Genomic DNA, 16,696 nt, shown 5'->3' with positions numbered 1-16,696 from the left:
ATGATATGATATAACTCCTGGCTCGTTGAACGAACGAGAACAGACAAGTTCTTTGAAAACTGAACAAATGGATGATGAAAAAAAGATTTCTTCTTTTATAAAGAAGAATCGCTAGCATTAAAAATGAGCTTATCGCTCTTTCTATAAACCAACTTCGGTTGGTCTTTAATGGAGAGTTTGATCCTGGCTCAGGACGAACGCTGGCGGCGTGCCTAATACATGCAAGTCGAGCGGGGTTGATTAGAAGCTTGCTTCTAATCAACCTAGCGGCGGACGGGTGAGTAACACGTAGGCAACCTGCCCACAAGACAGGGATAACTACCGGAAACGGTAGCTAATACCCGATACATCCTTTTCCTGCATGGGAGAAGGAGGAAAGACGGAGCAATCTGTCACTTGTGGATGGGCCTGCGGCGCATTAGCTAGTTGGTGGGGTAAAGGCCTACCAAGGCGACGATGCGTAGCCGACCTGAGAGGGTGATCGGCCACACTGGGACTGAGACACGGCCCAGACTCCTACGGGAGGCAGCAGTAGGGAATCTTCCGCAATGGGCGAAAGCCTGACGGAGCAACGCCGCGTGAGTGATGAAGGTTTTCGGATCGTAAAGCTCTGTTGCCAGGGAAGAACGTCTTGTAGAGTAACTGCTACAAGAGTGACGGTACCTGAGAAGAAAGCCCCGGCTAACTACGTGCCAGCAGCCGCGGTAATACGTAGGGGGCAAGCGTTGTCCGGAATTATTGGGCGTAAAGCGCGCGCAGGCGGCTCTTTAAGTCTGGTGTTTAATCCCGAGGCTCAACTTCGGGTCGCACTGGAAACTGGGGAGCTTGAGTGCAGAAGAGGAGAGTGGAATTCCACGTGTAGCGGTGAAATGCGTAGAGATGTGGAGGAACACCAGTGGCGAAGGCGACTCTCTGGGCTGTAACTGACGCTGAGGCGCGAAAGCGTGGGGAGCAAACAGGATTAGATACCCTGGTAGTCCACGCCGTAAACGATGAATGCTAGGTGTTAGGGGTTTCGATACCCTTGGTGCCGAAGTTAACACATTAAGCATTCCGCCTGGGGAGTACGGTCGCAAGACTGAAACTCAAAGGAATTGACGGGGACCCGCACAAGCAGTGGAGTATGTGGTTTAATTCGAAGCAACGCGAAGAACCTTACCAGGTCTTGACATCCCTCTGACCGGTCTAGAGATAGGCCTTTCCTTCGGGACAGAGGAGACAGGTGGTGCATGGTTGTCGTCAGCTCGTGTCGTGAGATGTTGGGTTAAGTCCCGCAACGAGCGCAACCCTTATGCTTAGTTGCCAGCAGGTCAAGCTGGGCACTCTAAGCAGACTGCCGGTGACAAACCGGAGGAAGGTGGGGATGACGTCAAATCATCATGCCCCTTATGACCTGGGCTACACACGTACTACAATGGCCGGTACAACGGGAAGCGAAATCGCGAGGTGGAGCCAATCCTAGAAAAGCCGGTCTCAGTTCGGATTGTAGGCTGCAACTCGCCTACATGAAGTCGGAATTGCTAGTAATCGCGGATCAGCATGCCGCGGTGAATACGTTCCCGGGTCTTGTACACACCGCCCGTCACACCACGAGAGTTTACAACACCCGAAGTCGGTGGGGTAACCCGCAAGGGAGCCAGCCGCCGAAGGTGGGGTAGATGATTGGGGTGAAGTCGTAACAAGGTAGCCGTATCGGAAGGTGCGGCTGGATCACCTCCTTTCTATGGAGAATCGTTTCCTGCAACGGAAACATTCAAATATGAAGCGTAAGCTTCAACAATCATCATTCCATTTGTTCAGTTTTGATGGAACTTGTGAGGGGCCATAGCTCAGCTGGGAGAGCGCCTGCCTTGCACGCAGGAGGTCAGCGGTTCGATCCCGCTTGGCTCCACCAATTACAATTTCATCTAAAACTGTATGAGGATCATTAACTCTTTAGAGATTGACTGATAATCAAACAGCTTTGCACCTTGAAAACTGGATACCGAAACGAAATTGCGTTTTAGAATATTCCTTTAAGCTGATCTTGTGTAAACAAGTGAAATAAAGGTAGCTGCCTTGAATTTCATTCACACATTCGTGTTGAACCGAAATTCAGAGCAAATCGTATTTACGATGTAAATACTAGGTTAAGCTACAAAGAGCACACGGAGGATGCCTAGGCGCCAGGAGCCGACGAAGGACGTGGCGAACAACGATAAGGCCTCGGGGAGCTGTAAGCAAGCTTTGATCCGGGGATGTCCGAATGGGGAAACCCGGCTGTCTTCATCGACAGTCACTTTCTGCTGAATACATAGGCAGAATAGAGGCAGACCAGGGGAACTGAAACATCTAAGTACCCTGAGGAAGAGAAAACAATAGTGATTCCGTCAGTAGCGGCGAGCGAACGCGGATTAGCCCAAACCAAGGAGCTTGCTCCTTGGGGTTGTGGGACGTCTCACATGGAGTTACAAAGGAACCGGTTAGATGAAGAGGTCTGGAAAGGCCCGCCAGAGAAGGTAAAAGCCCTGTAGTTCAAAATTTGTTCCCTCCGAGACGGATCCCGAGTAGTGCGGGGCACGTGAAACCCCGTATGAATCCGGCAGGACCATCTGCCAAGGCTAAATACTCCCTGGCGACCGATAGTGAAGCAGTACCGTGAGGGAAAGGTGAAAAGCACCCCGGAAGGGGAGTGAAATAGATCCTGAAACCGTGTGCTTACAAGAAGTCAGAGCCCGATCTATGGGTGATGGCGTGCCTTTTGTAGAATGAACCGGCGAGTTACGTTCCCGTGCAAGGTTAAGGTGAAGAGCTGAAGCCGCAGCGAAAGCGAGTCTGAATAGGGCGAATGAGTACGTGGATGTAGACCCGAAACCGGGTGATCTACCCCTGTCCAGGGTGAAGGTGCGGTAACACGCACTGGAGGCCCGAACCCACGCATGTTGAAAAATGCGGGGATGAGGTGGGGGTAGCGGAGAAATTCCAATCGAACCCGGAGATAGCTGGTTCTCCCCGAAATAGCTTTAGGGCTAGCCTCGGAAAGAAGAATCGTGGAGGTAGAGCACTGATTGGGTGCGGGGCCCGCAAGGGTTACCAAGCTCAGTCAAACTCCGAATGCCATAGATTTAGTTCCGGGAGTCAGACAGTGAGTGCTAAGATCCATTGTCGAAAGGGAAACAGCCCAGACCATCAGCTAAGGTCCCCAAGTGTGTGTTAAGTGGGAAAGGATGTGGAGTTGCACAGACAACCAGGATGTTGGCTTAGAAGCAGCCACCATTGAAAGAGTGCGTAATAGCTCACTGGTCGAGTGACTCTGCGCCGAAAATGTAACGGGGCTAAACACACCACCGAAGCTATGGCTTGATGCTTGCATCAGGGGTAGGGGAGCGTTGAATGCGGGTTGAAGGTGTACCGTAAGGAGCGCTGGACTGCATTCAAGTGAGAATGCCGGTATGAGTAACGAAAAGATCTGTGAGAATCAGATCCGCCGAAAGCCTAAGGGTTCCTGAGGAAGGTTCGTCCGCTCAGGGTAAGTCGGGACCTAAGGCGAGGCCGATAGGCGTAGTCGAAGGACAACAGGTCGAAATTCCTGTACCACCGTAATCCGTTATGAGCAATGGGGTGACGCAGTAGGGTAGTGATGCGGACTGATGGATGTCCGTCTAAGCAGTGAGGCTGGTGTGTAGGCAAATCCGCACATCGTTAAGGCTGGGCTGTGATGGGGAGCGAAAATTATAGTAGCGAAGGTCATGATCTCAGACTGCCAAGAAAAGCCTCTAGCCAGGAGAAGGTGCCCGTACCGCAAACCGACACAGGTAGGCGAGAAGAGAATTCTAAGGCGCGCGGAAGAACTCTCGTTAAGGAACTCGGCAAAATGACCCCGTAACTTCGGGAGAAGGGGTGCCTCGGTAGGGTGAATAGCCCGAGGGGCCGCAGTGAAAAGGCCCAAGCGACTGTTTAGCAAAAACACAGGTCTGTGCGAAGCCGCAAGGCGAAGTATACGGGCTGACGCCTGCCCGGTGCTGGAAGGTTAAGGGGAGTGGTAAGCTCGCAAGAGCGAAGCTATGAACCGAAGCCCCAGTAAACGGCGGCCGTAACTATAACGGTCCTAAGGTAGCGAAATTCCTTGTCAGGTAAATTCTGACCCGCACGAATGGCGTAACGACTTGGGCGCTGTCTCAACGAGAGATCCGGTGAAATTTTAATACCTGTGAAGATGCAGGTTACCCGCGACAAGACGGAAAGACCCCATGGAGCTTTACTGCAGCTTGATATTGAATTTGGGTACGATCTGTACAGGATAGGTGGGAGCCGTAGAACTTTGAGCGCCAGCTTGAAGGGAGGCATCCTTGGGATACCACCCTGATCGTATCTAGGTTCTAACTTGGTACCGTGACCCGGTGCGAGGACAGTGTCAGGTGGGCAGTTTGACTGGGGCGGTCGCCTCCTAAAGAGTAACGGAGGCGCCCAAGGTTCCCTCAGAATGGTTGGAAATCATTCGAAGAGTGCAAAGGCAGAAGGGAGCTTGACTGCGAGACCTACAAGTCGAGCAGGGACGAAAGTCGGGCTTAGTGATCCGGTGGTACCGCATGGAAGGGCCATCGCTCAACGGATAAAAGCTACCCTGGGGATAACAGGCTTATCTCCCCAAGAGTCCACATCGACGGGGAGGTTTGGCACCTCGATGTCGGCTCATCGCATCCTGGGGCTGAAGTAGGTCCCAAGGGTTGGGCTGTTCGCCCATTAAAGCGGTACGCGAGCTGGGTTCAGAACGTCGTGAGACAGTTCGGTCCCTATCTGTCGTGGGCGTAGGAAATTTGAGAGGAGCTGTCCTTAGTACGAGAGGACCGGGATGGACGTACCGCTGGTGTACCAGTTGTTCCGCCAGGAGCACCGCTGGGTAGCTATGTACGGAAGGGATAAGCGCTGAAAGCATCTAAGCGTGAAGCCCCCCTCAAGATGAGATTTCCCAGTATGTAAGACCCCTTGAAGACGACGAGGTAGATAGGTTGGGGGTGGAAGTGCAGTAATGCATGGAGCTGACCAATACTAATCGGTCGAGGGCTTATCCTAAGAATAAAACGCAAATGAGTTTCGGATCCAGTTTTCAGGGTGTAAGTTTTGTATTGTATAAGCCCAAGTGGCTTATGTGAAACAAGCGAACACACAGCATTTGGCGATGCTGATTCCTGAAAAAGAATTTACGATGTAAATTCATGTTTGGTGGCGATAGCGGAGGGGTTCCACACGTACCCATCCCGAACACGACCGTTAAGCCCTCCAGCGCCGATGGTACTTGGACCGCAGGGTCCTGGGAGAGTAGGACGTCGCCAAGCAAAAGTGAAAAGGATGATAATCTCAATGAGATTATCATCCTTTTTTTATGCGTTTTTAGATGACCACCTGTTTCTAAGGTTGACAGAGAGAATGGGGTTTGCCACACTCTAAGTGTGTAATCTTTTTATGGATGCCCAAGTATACAAGCGAGGTGACGAAGTTATGGAGATCAGACAATTACAACGTAAGGAATTTGAAGCGGCTATTGAATTATCTCAATATGCTTTTCAGTTTACAATGTCCCTGGAGGATCTGGAGAAAGCTGGGAAGAAGTTCAAACCAGAGCAAACATGGGGAATATTCGACGGACATGACTTGAATGCTAAATTGACTTTGTTACCGCTACAGGTATACATAAATGGTCAGGTTTTTGATATGGGAGGCATTGCTGGTGTGGCAACGTGGCCGGAAAAGCGTCGCGGAGGCATGGTTTCACGTTTGTTGACGCATGCGCTTGAAGAGATGAAGTTTGCGGGACAAAGCCTTTCTTTTCTGCATCCTTTCTCCTTTGCCTTCTATCGTAAATTTGGATGGGAAACGTATATTGAATACAAAAAGTACGTCATTCCCATTGATAAATTCCCTGCAAAACTTAAAACAGAAGGTACAGTCAAACGCGATGTCAAAGATATTTCAGAACTGGACCAAGTGTATCAAGCGTATGCATCTCGTTATAATGGCACGCTGGTACGAGATAAGGAATGGTGGCAAGAGCGGATTTTAAATGAGAACTATCGAACTGCGGTATATTACTCAAAAACAGGCGATCCTCAGGGATATGCACTATACAAAATTGAAGATAAACAGTTGAATTGTGATGAGTTGGTTTATGAAAATGAGACGGCCCGTCAGGCTTTATGGACTTATTTTGCAAATCATGACTCCATGATAACCCATGGTAAATTTATTTACGTTCCAGCAGATGACAATCTGCCATTTTTACTTGATGATCCGCGAATTCAACAGGAGATCGTGCCTTATTTTATGGGTCGCATTGTGGATGCAGCTGCTTTTGTAGAAAGATACCCTTTTGAGCAGGTTGGAGAGGAAACACGTTTAACCTTAAATCTGATAGATCGATATGCACCATGGAATGAAGGAGTATGGAGATTAACAATTACTACGGAAGGGAAAGGACATCTGGAGAGAGTGGATACAAGCAATTCATCTGAAAACGCTATGGTAGCTGACTTGAAACTTGGGATTCAGTCATTGACGACTCTGATGCTTGGCTACCAGCAGGCTGATGATCTGTATAAGTGGGGGCGTATTGAAGGGGGCAGTGAATTTGTGTCTGCGCTTAAACGTGTAATACCAGTAAAACAAACGTTCTTATTGGATTTTTTCTGATAAAGGCCCATTTAGATCTTCTTATGTTCCCGTTTTTCAGGGAATATAACTTATGTGCTTATTATAATTTCCAAAACTCTTTCTGTAATTGGGAAGAGTTTTTTTATGGTATTGTATAAAACATAATTAGATTGCGAAAAATGGTATTGACCCCTTGGCAAAAATGAATAATGTGCTATAATATGAATATAGTCAAAGAAAGTCAAAGTCAATCAAAGCTCGTGAGGTTCTGTAGAAGTATTTTGGTGGATTGGCCGTATAAAGTAATTTTAATAGCAAAGAAGCAAACGAGGATCGAAATGATTTGCGTATAGTTAGGAACTGCCTTTTATGAAAATAAGAGAAGTGTATGACTAATCGCAAATAAAGGCCACACTAGAGACAAAACGGTACAATTCCAATGAGTGTAGAATAGGCAACAGCCTGAATACAGCTTAGATTCGTGACTTTACCGTTTGGTTAAGTTCAATATACGGCGGACTCTGTGGAGCGTGAAATGTACTTGAATACTTGCGTTTCCGTTAGTGGAGGATGATGAAATGCGCAATGTTTCCGATATTATTGAACAATATTTAAAGAGTATATTGCTGGAAAGTCCCCAAGGTTTAGTGGAGATTCAGCGCAATGATCTGGCTGACCGCTTTTCCTGCGTGCCGTCGCAAATTAATTATGTAATTAGCACCCGGTTTACGCTGGAAAAAGGCTATGTGGTGGAAAGTAAACGCGGTGGCGGGGGCTACATTCGTATTCAGCGAATTCAGCTGCCTGCACAGCATGCCATCCATACACATCTTCATCAGAGCATCGGGGAGGAAATAAGCCAATCGGCAGCAGAAGGACTGATTTATCAGTTAGAGGAGGCCCATTTTTTAAGCAAAAGGGAAGCTAATCTAATGAAGGCTGCCTTATCGAGGGATACATTATTACTGAAGCTTCCCTATCGTGATCAACTGCGAGCAAGATTGCTTAAGGCTATGCTGATCTCGTTGCTGGCGACCAAATAGTGTGTGAAAAGAGACTAACGTTTGGATGTAGGGATTGGTATAAATCCTGACATTAAAGGAGGTGCTTTTATGCTGTGCCAAGAATGTAATATGCGGCCGGCAACTTTGCATTTCACCAAAATTGTGAATGGCGAAAAGACAGAGTTTCATATTTGTGAGACGTGTGCCAAGGAAAAAGGGGAGATGATCCCTGGAACACCTAACGGCTTTTCGATTCATAGCTTGTTGTCGGGGATGCTGGATTTTGACTCCAGTACAAAGAGCCAGTCTCCAGGCCACAGTGGTCCGCAAAACCTGCAATGCAAGGATTGTGGCATGACCTATGCACAGTTTAGTAAGCTGGGACGTTTCGGATGCCCGTCGTGCTATCAATACTTTGATAGTCGTCTGGACCCTCTGTTCAAGCGTGTGCATGGCAGTACGAATCATGTTGGTAAAGTTCCGGTTCGCACTGGAGGCCGCCTGAAGGTTAAACGGCAAATTGACGATTTGAAAAAAGAGATGCAACAGCATATTGTACAGGAAGAATTTGAATCAGCTGCTGAGCTTAGGGATCAAATCAGAGAGCTTGAAAAAGAAATGACTGAAGAGTAAAGTTTGTGAAGAGTAGGAGGGATGCGTAATGCCCAATATTCGGTTTACGGAGAAGCCGCTAAGTGACTGGATGCGTGGTGATGCTGCGGATTCGGAGATTGTCATTAGCAGCCGGGTGAGAATTGCGCGTAACTTGCAGCATCTGCCTTTTCCCATGCTTGCTACCAATCAGCAGTCGGAAGAAGCACTTCAACGCTTAACGGATATCCTTCAGTATGATGATTTAGGTGGTTTTGGTACTTTTCATACGTTGAAAATATCCGAGTTGGATGAGATCGACAAGCGGGTGCTGGTTGAGAAGCATTTGATTAGTCCTAATTTGGCGAACGAATCTCGTAACGGTGCTGTTTTAATTAGCGATGATGAATCGGTTAGTGTTATGATAAACGAAGAGGATCATCTGCGAATCCAGTGCTTATATCCGGGATGTCAGGTTAGGGAAGCTTGGGAACGCGCTATGATTATTGATGATGCATTTGAAGCGCATGTTGATTATGCATTTGATGATCGGAGAGGTTTTCTGACCAGTTGTCCGACGAATGTCGGCACAGGTATGAGAGCTTCGGTGATGATGCATTTGCCCGCATTAGTCATGACTCATCAAATCAATCGTATATTGTCTGCTGTTTCACAGGTAGGTCTTACGGTTCGCGGCATTTACGGTGAAGGTAGCGAAGCGGTCGGAAATTTGTTTCAGGTATCTAATCAGATTACACTAGGACAAACCGAAGCGGAAATTATAGAGAATCTACATGGCGTGGTGCTACAAATTATTGAGCACGAGCGTTCTGCCAGAGAACGGCTAATGAATGAATCTATGCTGCGAATTACAGATCGGGTGATGCGTTCATTCGGTATTTTGTCATATGCAGCAGTACTGGATTCCAAGGAGGCTGCACAGCGGCTGTCCGATGTGCGTCTTGGCGTAGATTTGGGGATTTTGGAGCGTCCTTCCACCGCAGCGATGAATGAGCTGAATGTGATGACACAACCCGGGTTCCTGCAAAAAAGCTTTGGGGATAAAATGAATACCGAAGAGCGCGATATGTACCGGGCGAAGCTGATCCGGCAAAAATTAGGCACAACCCTTTAATATATAGAATGATCTGAAATACACACTGTGGAGGTGCAGGATATATGATGTTTGGAAGATTTACGGAACGTGCACAGAAAGTGCTTGCTTTGGCTCAGGAAGAAGCTGTTCGATTGGGACACAACAACATTGGCACAGAGCACATTTTGCTAGGCCTCATTCGTGAAGGTGAAGGAATAGCAGCGAAAGCCTTAATCGGTTTAGGACTGGGACTGGAAAAAATCCAGGATGAAGTGGAAACGCTGATTGGACGTGGTCAAGAGCAACCGACGAACATTGCCTATACTCCACGCGCCAAAAAAGTCATCGAACTGTCTATGGATGAAGCCCGTAAACTGGGCCATACCTATGTAGGTACAGAACATATTTTGCTTGGTCTTATTCGTGAAGGCGAAGGCGTAGCAGCACGTGTACTGAATAACCTGGGCATTAGCCTGAACAAAGCGCGTCAGCAAGTGCTTCAATTACTCGGTAGCAGCGAGGCTGTTTCCAGCCATCACGGTGCTCCAGCTAATGTCAGCACGCCAACTCTGGACAGTCTGGCACGCGATCTGACGGCATCTGCGAAGGAAAACAACCTGGACCCTGTTATTGGGCGTAGCAAGGAAATCGAACGCGTGATTCAGGTGCTCAGCCGCCGTACAAAGAACAATCCGGTTCTGATTGGTGAGCCTGGGGTAGGTAAAACGGCGATTGCCGAAGGATTGGCCCAAAAAATCATAGCGAATGAGATTCCCGAAACGTTGCGCGACAAGCGCGTAATGACACTGGATATGGGTTCTGTGGTAGCAGGCACTAAGTATCGTGGTGAATTCGAGGATCGTTTGAAAAAAATTATGGACGAGATTCGTCAAGCGGGTAATATCGTGTTGTTCATTGATGAGCTGCATACGCTGATTGGTGCTGGTGGAGCGGAAGGCGCAATTGATGCGTCCAACATCCTGAAACCTGCTCTGGCACGTGGCGAGCTGCAATGCATCGGTGCGACCACGCTGGATGAATACCGCAAATATATTGAGAAAGATGCTGCTTTGGAGCGTCGTTTTCAACCAATTACAGTGGATCAACCTTCTCCAGAAGAGGCGATTCAAATCTTGTATGGTCTGCGTGACCGTTACGAAGCGCATCACCGTGTAAAGATCACAGATGAGGCTATTGAAGCGGCCGTAAAATTGTCAGATCGTTATATCACCGACCGCTTCCTGCCAGATAAGGCTATTGACCTTATTGATGAGGCGGGCTCCAAAGTAAGGCTGAATTCTTACACTGTACCGCCAAACCTGAAACAGCTGGAAAACCGTCTGGAAGATATTCGTAAGGAAAAGGATTCAGCGGTACAAAGTCAGGAGTTTGAAAAAGCGGCAGCGCTGCGTGATACAGAGCAAAAAATCCGTGAAGAGTTAGACGTAACGAAAAACCAATGGAAAGAACAACAGGGTCGTACAGATTCCGAAGTTACCCCAGAGGATATCGCTCAAGTCGTTGCAATCTGGACAGGTGTTCCAGTCAGCAAGCTGAAAGAGGAAGAAACACACCGCTTGTTGAATATGGAAGAGTTGCTGCATGAGCGGGTAATTGGACAGGATGAAGCAGTTAAGGCAGTAAGCCGGGCGATTCGCCGGGCACGTGCCGGACTGAAAGATCCGAAGCGTCCAATTGGTTCCTTTATTTTCCTCGGTCCAACTGGGGTTGGTAAAACAGAGCTGGCACGCGCCTTGGCTGAATCCATGTTTGGAGATGAAAATGCGGTTATCCGTATCGATATGTCCGAATATATGGAGAAACACTCCACGTCCCGTCTGGTAGGAGCGCCTCCAGGGTACGTTGGATATGAAGAAGGCGGTCAACTGACTGAGAAGGTACGTCGTAAGCCATACTCTGTTGTGTTGCTGGATGAAATTGAAAAAGCACACCCAGAAGTATTCAATATTCTTCTGCAAGTGCTGGAAGATGGGCGTCTGACAGATTCCAAAGGTCGTGTCGTTGATTTCCGTAATACACTCATCATCCTAACATCTAATGTTGGTGCACAGGCGATTAAACGTAACTCCACGCTTGGTTTTACAGCTGTAGTGGACGCTGGAGCGGATTACGATAATATGAAGGGCAAAGTGATGGATGAACTGAAGAAAAGCTTCCGTCCTGAGTTCTTGAACCGGATTGATGAAATTATCGTTTTCCATTCTCTCGAAGAAAAACATATTGCCGAAATTGTATCACTCATGTCTGAGGAGCTGCGTAAGCGCCTGAATGAGTATGAGGTGGACTTCGAGTTGACAGACAATGCTAAAAAATTCCTTGCCAAGGAAGGCTTTGATCCAGCGTATGGTGCGCGTCCATTGCGTCGTGCAATCCAGAAGCATATTGAAGATCGCCTGTCCGAGGAACTGTTGACTGGCAACATTACTAAAGGTGACTCACTCTTCATTGATGAGGAGAACGGTGCATTGACTGTAACCAAAAAGGATAATGTATCTGCCAAGTCCTAAAGCAGTTTACTAAATAAATAGTAGAAAAGGGTGTCTCGCAAGCTGGAAAGCTATTGCGAAGACACCCTTTTTGTGTATAAAACACGGTGAAAAGGTTGGGTAAGTGCTTTGGGAAAGTTTGTGATATTGCTTTACGTCCGCCAAGCTTCAATGGTAAACTTTTATTGTTACAGCTCTTTCTGGGCTGTATGAACATAAATTTGACATCATCGTCGTCAATAAGGAGCCAGGGAACAAAGTATGGCTAAAGTGAAAACTAAATTTTCCTGTACGGAATGTGGTTATGAATCGCCCAAATGGTACGGAAAATGTCCTGGATGCCAGGCATGGAATTCCATGGTCGAAGAAACGGAAAGCGTTGTAAAAACTCAAGGAATGGGGTCTTCCCTTCTTACTCATAGCACAAAAGACAAGCCACTCCCTATTATAGAGGTGGAGAGTGGCAAAGAAACACGAATTTTGACGGGAATTGGCGAATTGAATCGAGTACTCGGTGGAGGTGTGGTGCCGGGTTCACTCGTTTTGGTGGGCGGTGATCCGGGAATCGGTAAATCTACGCTCATGCTGCAAACATCTAATGAACTGGCTTTAACTGGTTTAAAGGTGCTGTACGTGTCTGGGGAGGAATCTGTCCGTCAAACGAAACTCCGTGCAGATCGGCTCGGTGCCTTGTCCCCCAGCCTATACGTATTATGTGAGACGAATTTGGAGACGATTGAAGAAGCGGTGGACAGCTTGAAGCCGGAGTTTTTGGTCATCGACTCGATACAGACTGTATATTTGCCTGAGGTGACGAGTGCACCAGGTAGTGTGGCTCAGGTGCGGGAGTGTACTTCACGCTTTATGCGAATTGCCAAGGGGCTAGGTATTGCTACGGTATTGGTAGGACATGTGACCAAGGAAGGGGCCATTGCAGGTCCGCGTTTGTTGGAGCATATGGTTGATTGTGTACTTTATTTTGAAGGAGAGCGTCACCATACGTATCGGTTATTGCGTGCAGTTAAAAATCGTTTCGGTTCTACAAATGAAATTGGTATTTTTGAAATGGCTGAAAGCGGTTTGCGTGAGGTGTCGAATCCTTCTGAACTTTTCCTGTCTGAACGACCACTGGGTGTGGCAGGTTCTACTGTTGTAGCCAGTATGGAAGGAACCCGACCTGTATTGGTTGAACTGCAAGCATTGATTGCAGCTACACATTTTCCCTCTCCACGCCGAATGGGCACAGGAGTCGACCATCATCGAATGGGATTAATCATAGCCGTGCTAGAAAAACGGATGGGCATGTTTTTGCAAAACCAGGACGCTTATCTCAACGTAGCCGGAGGCGTGAAGTTGGATGAACCGGCGGTGGATTTGGCTATAGCTGTGAGTATTGCTTCCAGCTTTAGGGATGCTCCTACAAAGCCGTATGATGTGATTTTTGGCGAGGTGGGACTGACAGGTGAGGTGCGCGCGGTATCCCGAGCAGAACAGCGAGTACGAGAAGCGGAGAAATTAGGTTTCAAACGCGTGATCATGCCGGAGAAAAGTTTGAAGGGCTGGACACATCCGAAAGGGATACAAATTATAGGAGTAGGAACGGTGGCAGATGCACTGGCAGCCGCATTAGATTAGGGGGCATTGAGAATGAAAGAAGCGAGCCAACTGGATAAAATGAACGATTTGCTGCGGCTTGTGGCACCGGGAACTCCCTTTCGCGACGGGTTGGAAAACGTTTTGCGTGCCAAAACGGGTGCTCTTCTGGTCGTTGGCTATAGCCCAGAAGTTATGGAAGTCGTGGATGGCGGTTTCTCCATCAATTGTGATTTTTCACCGAACTATTTGTATGAGTTGGCTAAAATGGACGGCGCAATCATATTGAGCGAGGATTTAAAACGAATTTTATATGCCAATACACAACTGATTCCGGACTCCTCCATTTCTTCAATTGAGACGGGAATTCGGCACCGGACAGCAGAACGAGTTGCAAAGCAGACTGGCAAATTAGTTGTGTCTATTTCCCAACGGCGTAATATTATTACCTTGTATCAGGGGACATTACGGTATGCGCTTAAGGAAATCGGGGTTATTCTAACGAAAGCCAATCAGGCTATTCAGACGTTAGAAAAATATAGATCCGTGTTGGGGCAAGCCTCTACGAATTTGACAGCATCTGAATTTGAAGAGCTGGTTACCATGCCGGAAGTCGTTAATGTCATCCAGCGGATCGAAATGGTGCTGCGCATCAAAATGGAAATCAAACGATTTATTAACGAGCTCGGAAATGAGGGCCGTCTGATTAGTATGCAGATGGAAGAGCTTGTCAGCAACATTGAAGAAGAAGCTTGGTTGCTGTATAAGGATTATGCCAAAGACGATAGCGACGAGAAGATTCGTGAAATTATATTGGGACTCAAACGTTCTACGGACGACGAATTGTTGGATGTGAATCATATTGTACGCTTACTAGGCTACCCTTCTTCAGCTGCGACATCAGAGGAGTATATTGCTGCACGTGGCTATCGGGTACTGAACAAGATACCGCGTTTGCCGAATGTGATTATTCATAATCTGGTGGAGCGGTTTGGACGTTTTCCACATGTCATCACAGCAACGATAGAAGAACTGGATGAAGTGGATGGTATTGGAGAGGTTCGTGCGCGTACGATTAAAGAAGGTCTTAAACGTTTGCAGGAACAAGTTTTCATTGACAGGCAAATGTAAATGTAATACAGTGAAAGGATTATAATGGAACAATTCATACATTGAGGTGAAGAGATGATTACCAAATCAATTCCGAACATGTGTACCTTAGGTAACTTGTTTCTCGGAATGATCGCCATTTTATTGGCGGTAGACGGAAAATACAGTCTTGCCGCTATTATGGTTATTGTCGCCATGTTGTTGGACGGACTGGATGGTAGGATGGCCCGGGTCCTGAATGCCCAAAGCGAATTCGGTAAAGAACTGGACTCCTTATCAGATATGATATCTTTTGGTGTTGCTCCCGCAGTTATTATGTACATGGTTGCTTTTCATGATGCGAATTCGGCTCTCGCTTGGACGGTTACTGCCATTTTCCCGATGTGCGGAGCGTTGCGTTTGGCTCGATTTAACGTACGTCCTGGTGTACCAGGTTATTTTACGGGGTTGCCAATTCCGGCAGCAGGTGGCGTATTAGCCACTTTGTCCTTATTCCATAACGATATTTCATTGTTATACATGTCGATTGCCATGTTGCTGGTTTCTTATTTGATGGTCAGCTCCATGAGATATCCGAATTTTAAAAAGGTCGGCCTTCCGAAAAAAGCGATCTGGGTTGCTCCATGGGTCGTAATTGCAGCGGTGGTGTTGGCTGTTAAATTCCCTGACCAGCTATCGAAGCTGATTTTTGTACCGCTGGTGCTGTATGCATTGTATGGTATGAAGCTGAACATTCGTAAGCTGTCACGCAGACGTGGACGTGAGCGGGAGCGTTCCAGTCAGGAAGAACAGGACGATCAATATCGTCATTCACAGCGCTAGTATCAAGCAAGAACAAGAATAAGCATTTATTTCCTTGAATCATTTTAGGGAGATAAATGCTTTTTTTTATGCATAAAAAGTGAAAACACAGGGTTAGTTATGTGGGAAATGGATCATACTGGTAAGAGAAATGCTATGTATCCAATAAGCAGCTGACTATATGCAAAGAAAATAAAGGAGGTATAGAGACTCAATGTGGAGAAAGGCTATTTTAACTTTTACAGGATTGTGCGGAGCATGGTTTGGCTATACGTTATACCAGCGGGTAGGAGGCATTGTATCGTGGATGCCACAATGGTTGAGTGATGGGTCTTTACTGGGAATGATTGTTTGGATGATGGCGGGAGCAGTGCTATTTATGGCTGGGTGTTCATTCGCAGGGGCATCCGTGGCGAATCGATTGCAGCAGGGCATTGAAGGCTTGGTACGAATTCCGATGAACGAGATGATGGCAGGTGTGATTGGTTTAGCGGTGGGATTGACGCTTTCCTTAGCAGTTTATCCGCTTTTTTCATGGTTGGGGGCCCCAGGTCAACTTATCCAGACCGCTGTTACCGTGATATGCGGATATGTAGGATTGATGGTTGGACTAGAAAAGCGGGACGAGCTGTCATCCTTTTGGAGTTCTGGTTTTTTTGGTCGGGGAACGGGTGTAGAAGAACGCAAGCTGGAGGAACATAAAATATTGGACACCAGCGTCATTATAGATGGACGTATTGCAGATATTTGCAAGACAGGTTTTATTGAAGGAACGATTGTGATTCCTGAATTTGTGCTGGAGGAGCTTCAGCATATTGCAGATTCATCAGATTTACTTAAGCGTAATCGTGGACGCCGGGGCCTGGATATTTTGAATAAAATCCAAAAAGAGCTAGATGTGAATGTGCTCATTTACGAAGGTGATTTTGAGGAAATTTCAGAGGTCGATAGTAAGCTGGTCAAGCTGGCAAAGGTGTTGCAGGGTAAAGTTGTAACTAATGATTTTAACCTGAATAAAGTATGCGAACTGCAAGGTGTATCGGTGCTGAATATTAACGATTTGGCGAATGCAGTGAAGCCTGTCGTATTGCCCGGCGAGGAAATTATGGTGCAGATTATTAAAGACGGCAAGGAGCATGGGCAGGGTGTAGCCTATCTGGATGATGGCACGATGATTGTTGTAGAAGGCGGACGTGACTATATTGGCTCTCTGATGGAGGTACTGGTCACGAGTGTACTTCAGACCTCTGCCGGTCGTATGATCTTTGCTAAACCAAAATTATTGGAAAAAGCTCAATAAACGCGGTATGATGAAGTAGATGTGTTATCATACGGATCGTCCAAAGCGATCAGGGCAGGAGTTATTT

The 16,696-nt window shown here is 47.2% G+C and carries 9 protein-coding genes, 1 tRNA gene and 3 rRNA genes; all 13 read left to right on the top strand.

Going from position 1 to position 16,696, the window contains the following annotated elements; translation table 11 throughout:
* Window positions 1-165 precede the first annotated feature (165 nt).
* Window positions 166-1,721 (top strand): 16S ribosomal RNA (locus AOU00_RS09720).
* Window positions 1,722-1,818: 97 nt separating this feature from the next.
* Window positions 1,819-1,894: transfer RNA gene (locus tag AOU00_RS09715), tRNA-Ala, on the top strand.
* Between the two features lie 233 nt (window positions 1,895-2,127).
* Window positions 2,128-5,052: ribosomal RNA gene (locus AOU00_RS09710) — 23S ribosomal RNA — on the top strand.
* Window positions 5,053-5,198: 146 nt separating this feature from the next.
* Window positions 5,199-5,315 (top strand): 5S ribosomal RNA (rrf, locus tag AOU00_RS09705).
* Together the 16S, 23S and 5S rRNA genes with 1 tRNA gene alongside form the textbook arrangement of a ribosomal RNA operon.
* A gap of 163 nt (window positions 5,316-5,478) precedes the next feature.
* Entirely contained in the window at window positions 5,479-6,666 is a 1,188-nt protein-coding gene (locus tag AOU00_RS09700) for a GNAT family N-acetyltransferase (RefSeq protein ID WP_061831388.1), read from the top strand.
* Window positions 6,667-7,205: 539 nt separating this feature from the next.
* Complete coding sequence (locus AOU00_RS09695; protein WP_013312188.1) at window positions 7,206-7,670, top strand: CtsR family transcriptional regulator; 465 nt, start codon at window positions 7,206-7,208, stop codon at window positions 7,668-7,670.
* Window positions 7,671-7,739: 69 nt separating this feature from the next.
* A complete protein-coding gene (locus AOU00_RS09690; protein ID WP_023990574.1) occupies window positions 7,740-8,264 on the top strand; it encodes a protein-arginine kinase activator protein McsA in 525 nt (174 codons plus the stop codon).
* Between the two features lie 28 nt (window positions 8,265-8,292).
* On the top strand, window positions 8,293-9,357 hold the full coding sequence (locus tag AOU00_RS09685; protein ID WP_039274956.1) for a protein-arginine kinase McsB: 1,065 nt from the start codon (window positions 8,293-8,295) through the stop codon (window positions 9,355-9,357).
* 44 nt (window positions 9,358-9,401) lie between these two features.
* Window positions 9,402-11,846, top strand: a complete 2,445-nt coding sequence (clpC, locus tag AOU00_RS09680) for an ATP-dependent protease ATP-binding subunit ClpC (RefSeq protein ID WP_023990572.1) — start codon at window positions 9,402-9,404, stop codon at window positions 11,844-11,846.
* Between the two features lie 240 nt (window positions 11,847-12,086).
* Window positions 12,087-13,460, top strand: coding sequence for a DNA repair protein RadA (radA, locus tag AOU00_RS09675; RefSeq protein ID WP_013312184.1), 1,374 nt, complete (start codon window positions 12,087-12,089; stop codon window positions 13,458-13,460).
* Between the two features lie 12 nt (window positions 13,461-13,472).
* A complete protein-coding gene (gene disA / locus AOU00_RS09670) occupies window positions 13,473-14,549 on the top strand; it encodes a DNA integrity scanning diadenylate cyclase DisA (protein WP_013312183.1) in 1,077 nt (358 codons plus the stop codon).
* A gap of 54 nt (window positions 14,550-14,603) precedes the next feature.
* Window positions 14,604-15,350: a CDP-diacylglycerol--serine O-phosphatidyltransferase gene (gene pssA / locus AOU00_RS09665; protein WP_069290487.1), complete on the top strand. Its 747-nt coding sequence runs from the start codon at window positions 14,604-14,606 to the stop codon at window positions 15,348-15,350.
* Window positions 15,351-15,543: 193 nt separating this feature from the next.
* On the top strand, window positions 15,544-16,629 hold the full coding sequence (locus tag AOU00_RS09660; protein WP_069290486.1) for a PIN/TRAM domain-containing protein: 1,086 nt from the start codon (window positions 15,544-15,546) through the stop codon (window positions 16,627-16,629).
* The last annotated feature ends 67 nt before the right edge of the window (window positions 16,630-16,696 follow it).

The sequence above is a fragment of the Paenibacillus polymyxa genome, assembly GCF_001719045.1.
Lineage (GTDB): Bacteria > Bacillota > Bacilli > Paenibacillales > Paenibacillaceae > Paenibacillus > Paenibacillus polymyxa_B.
This window is presented reverse-complemented; position numbering and strand designations above follow the sequence as displayed.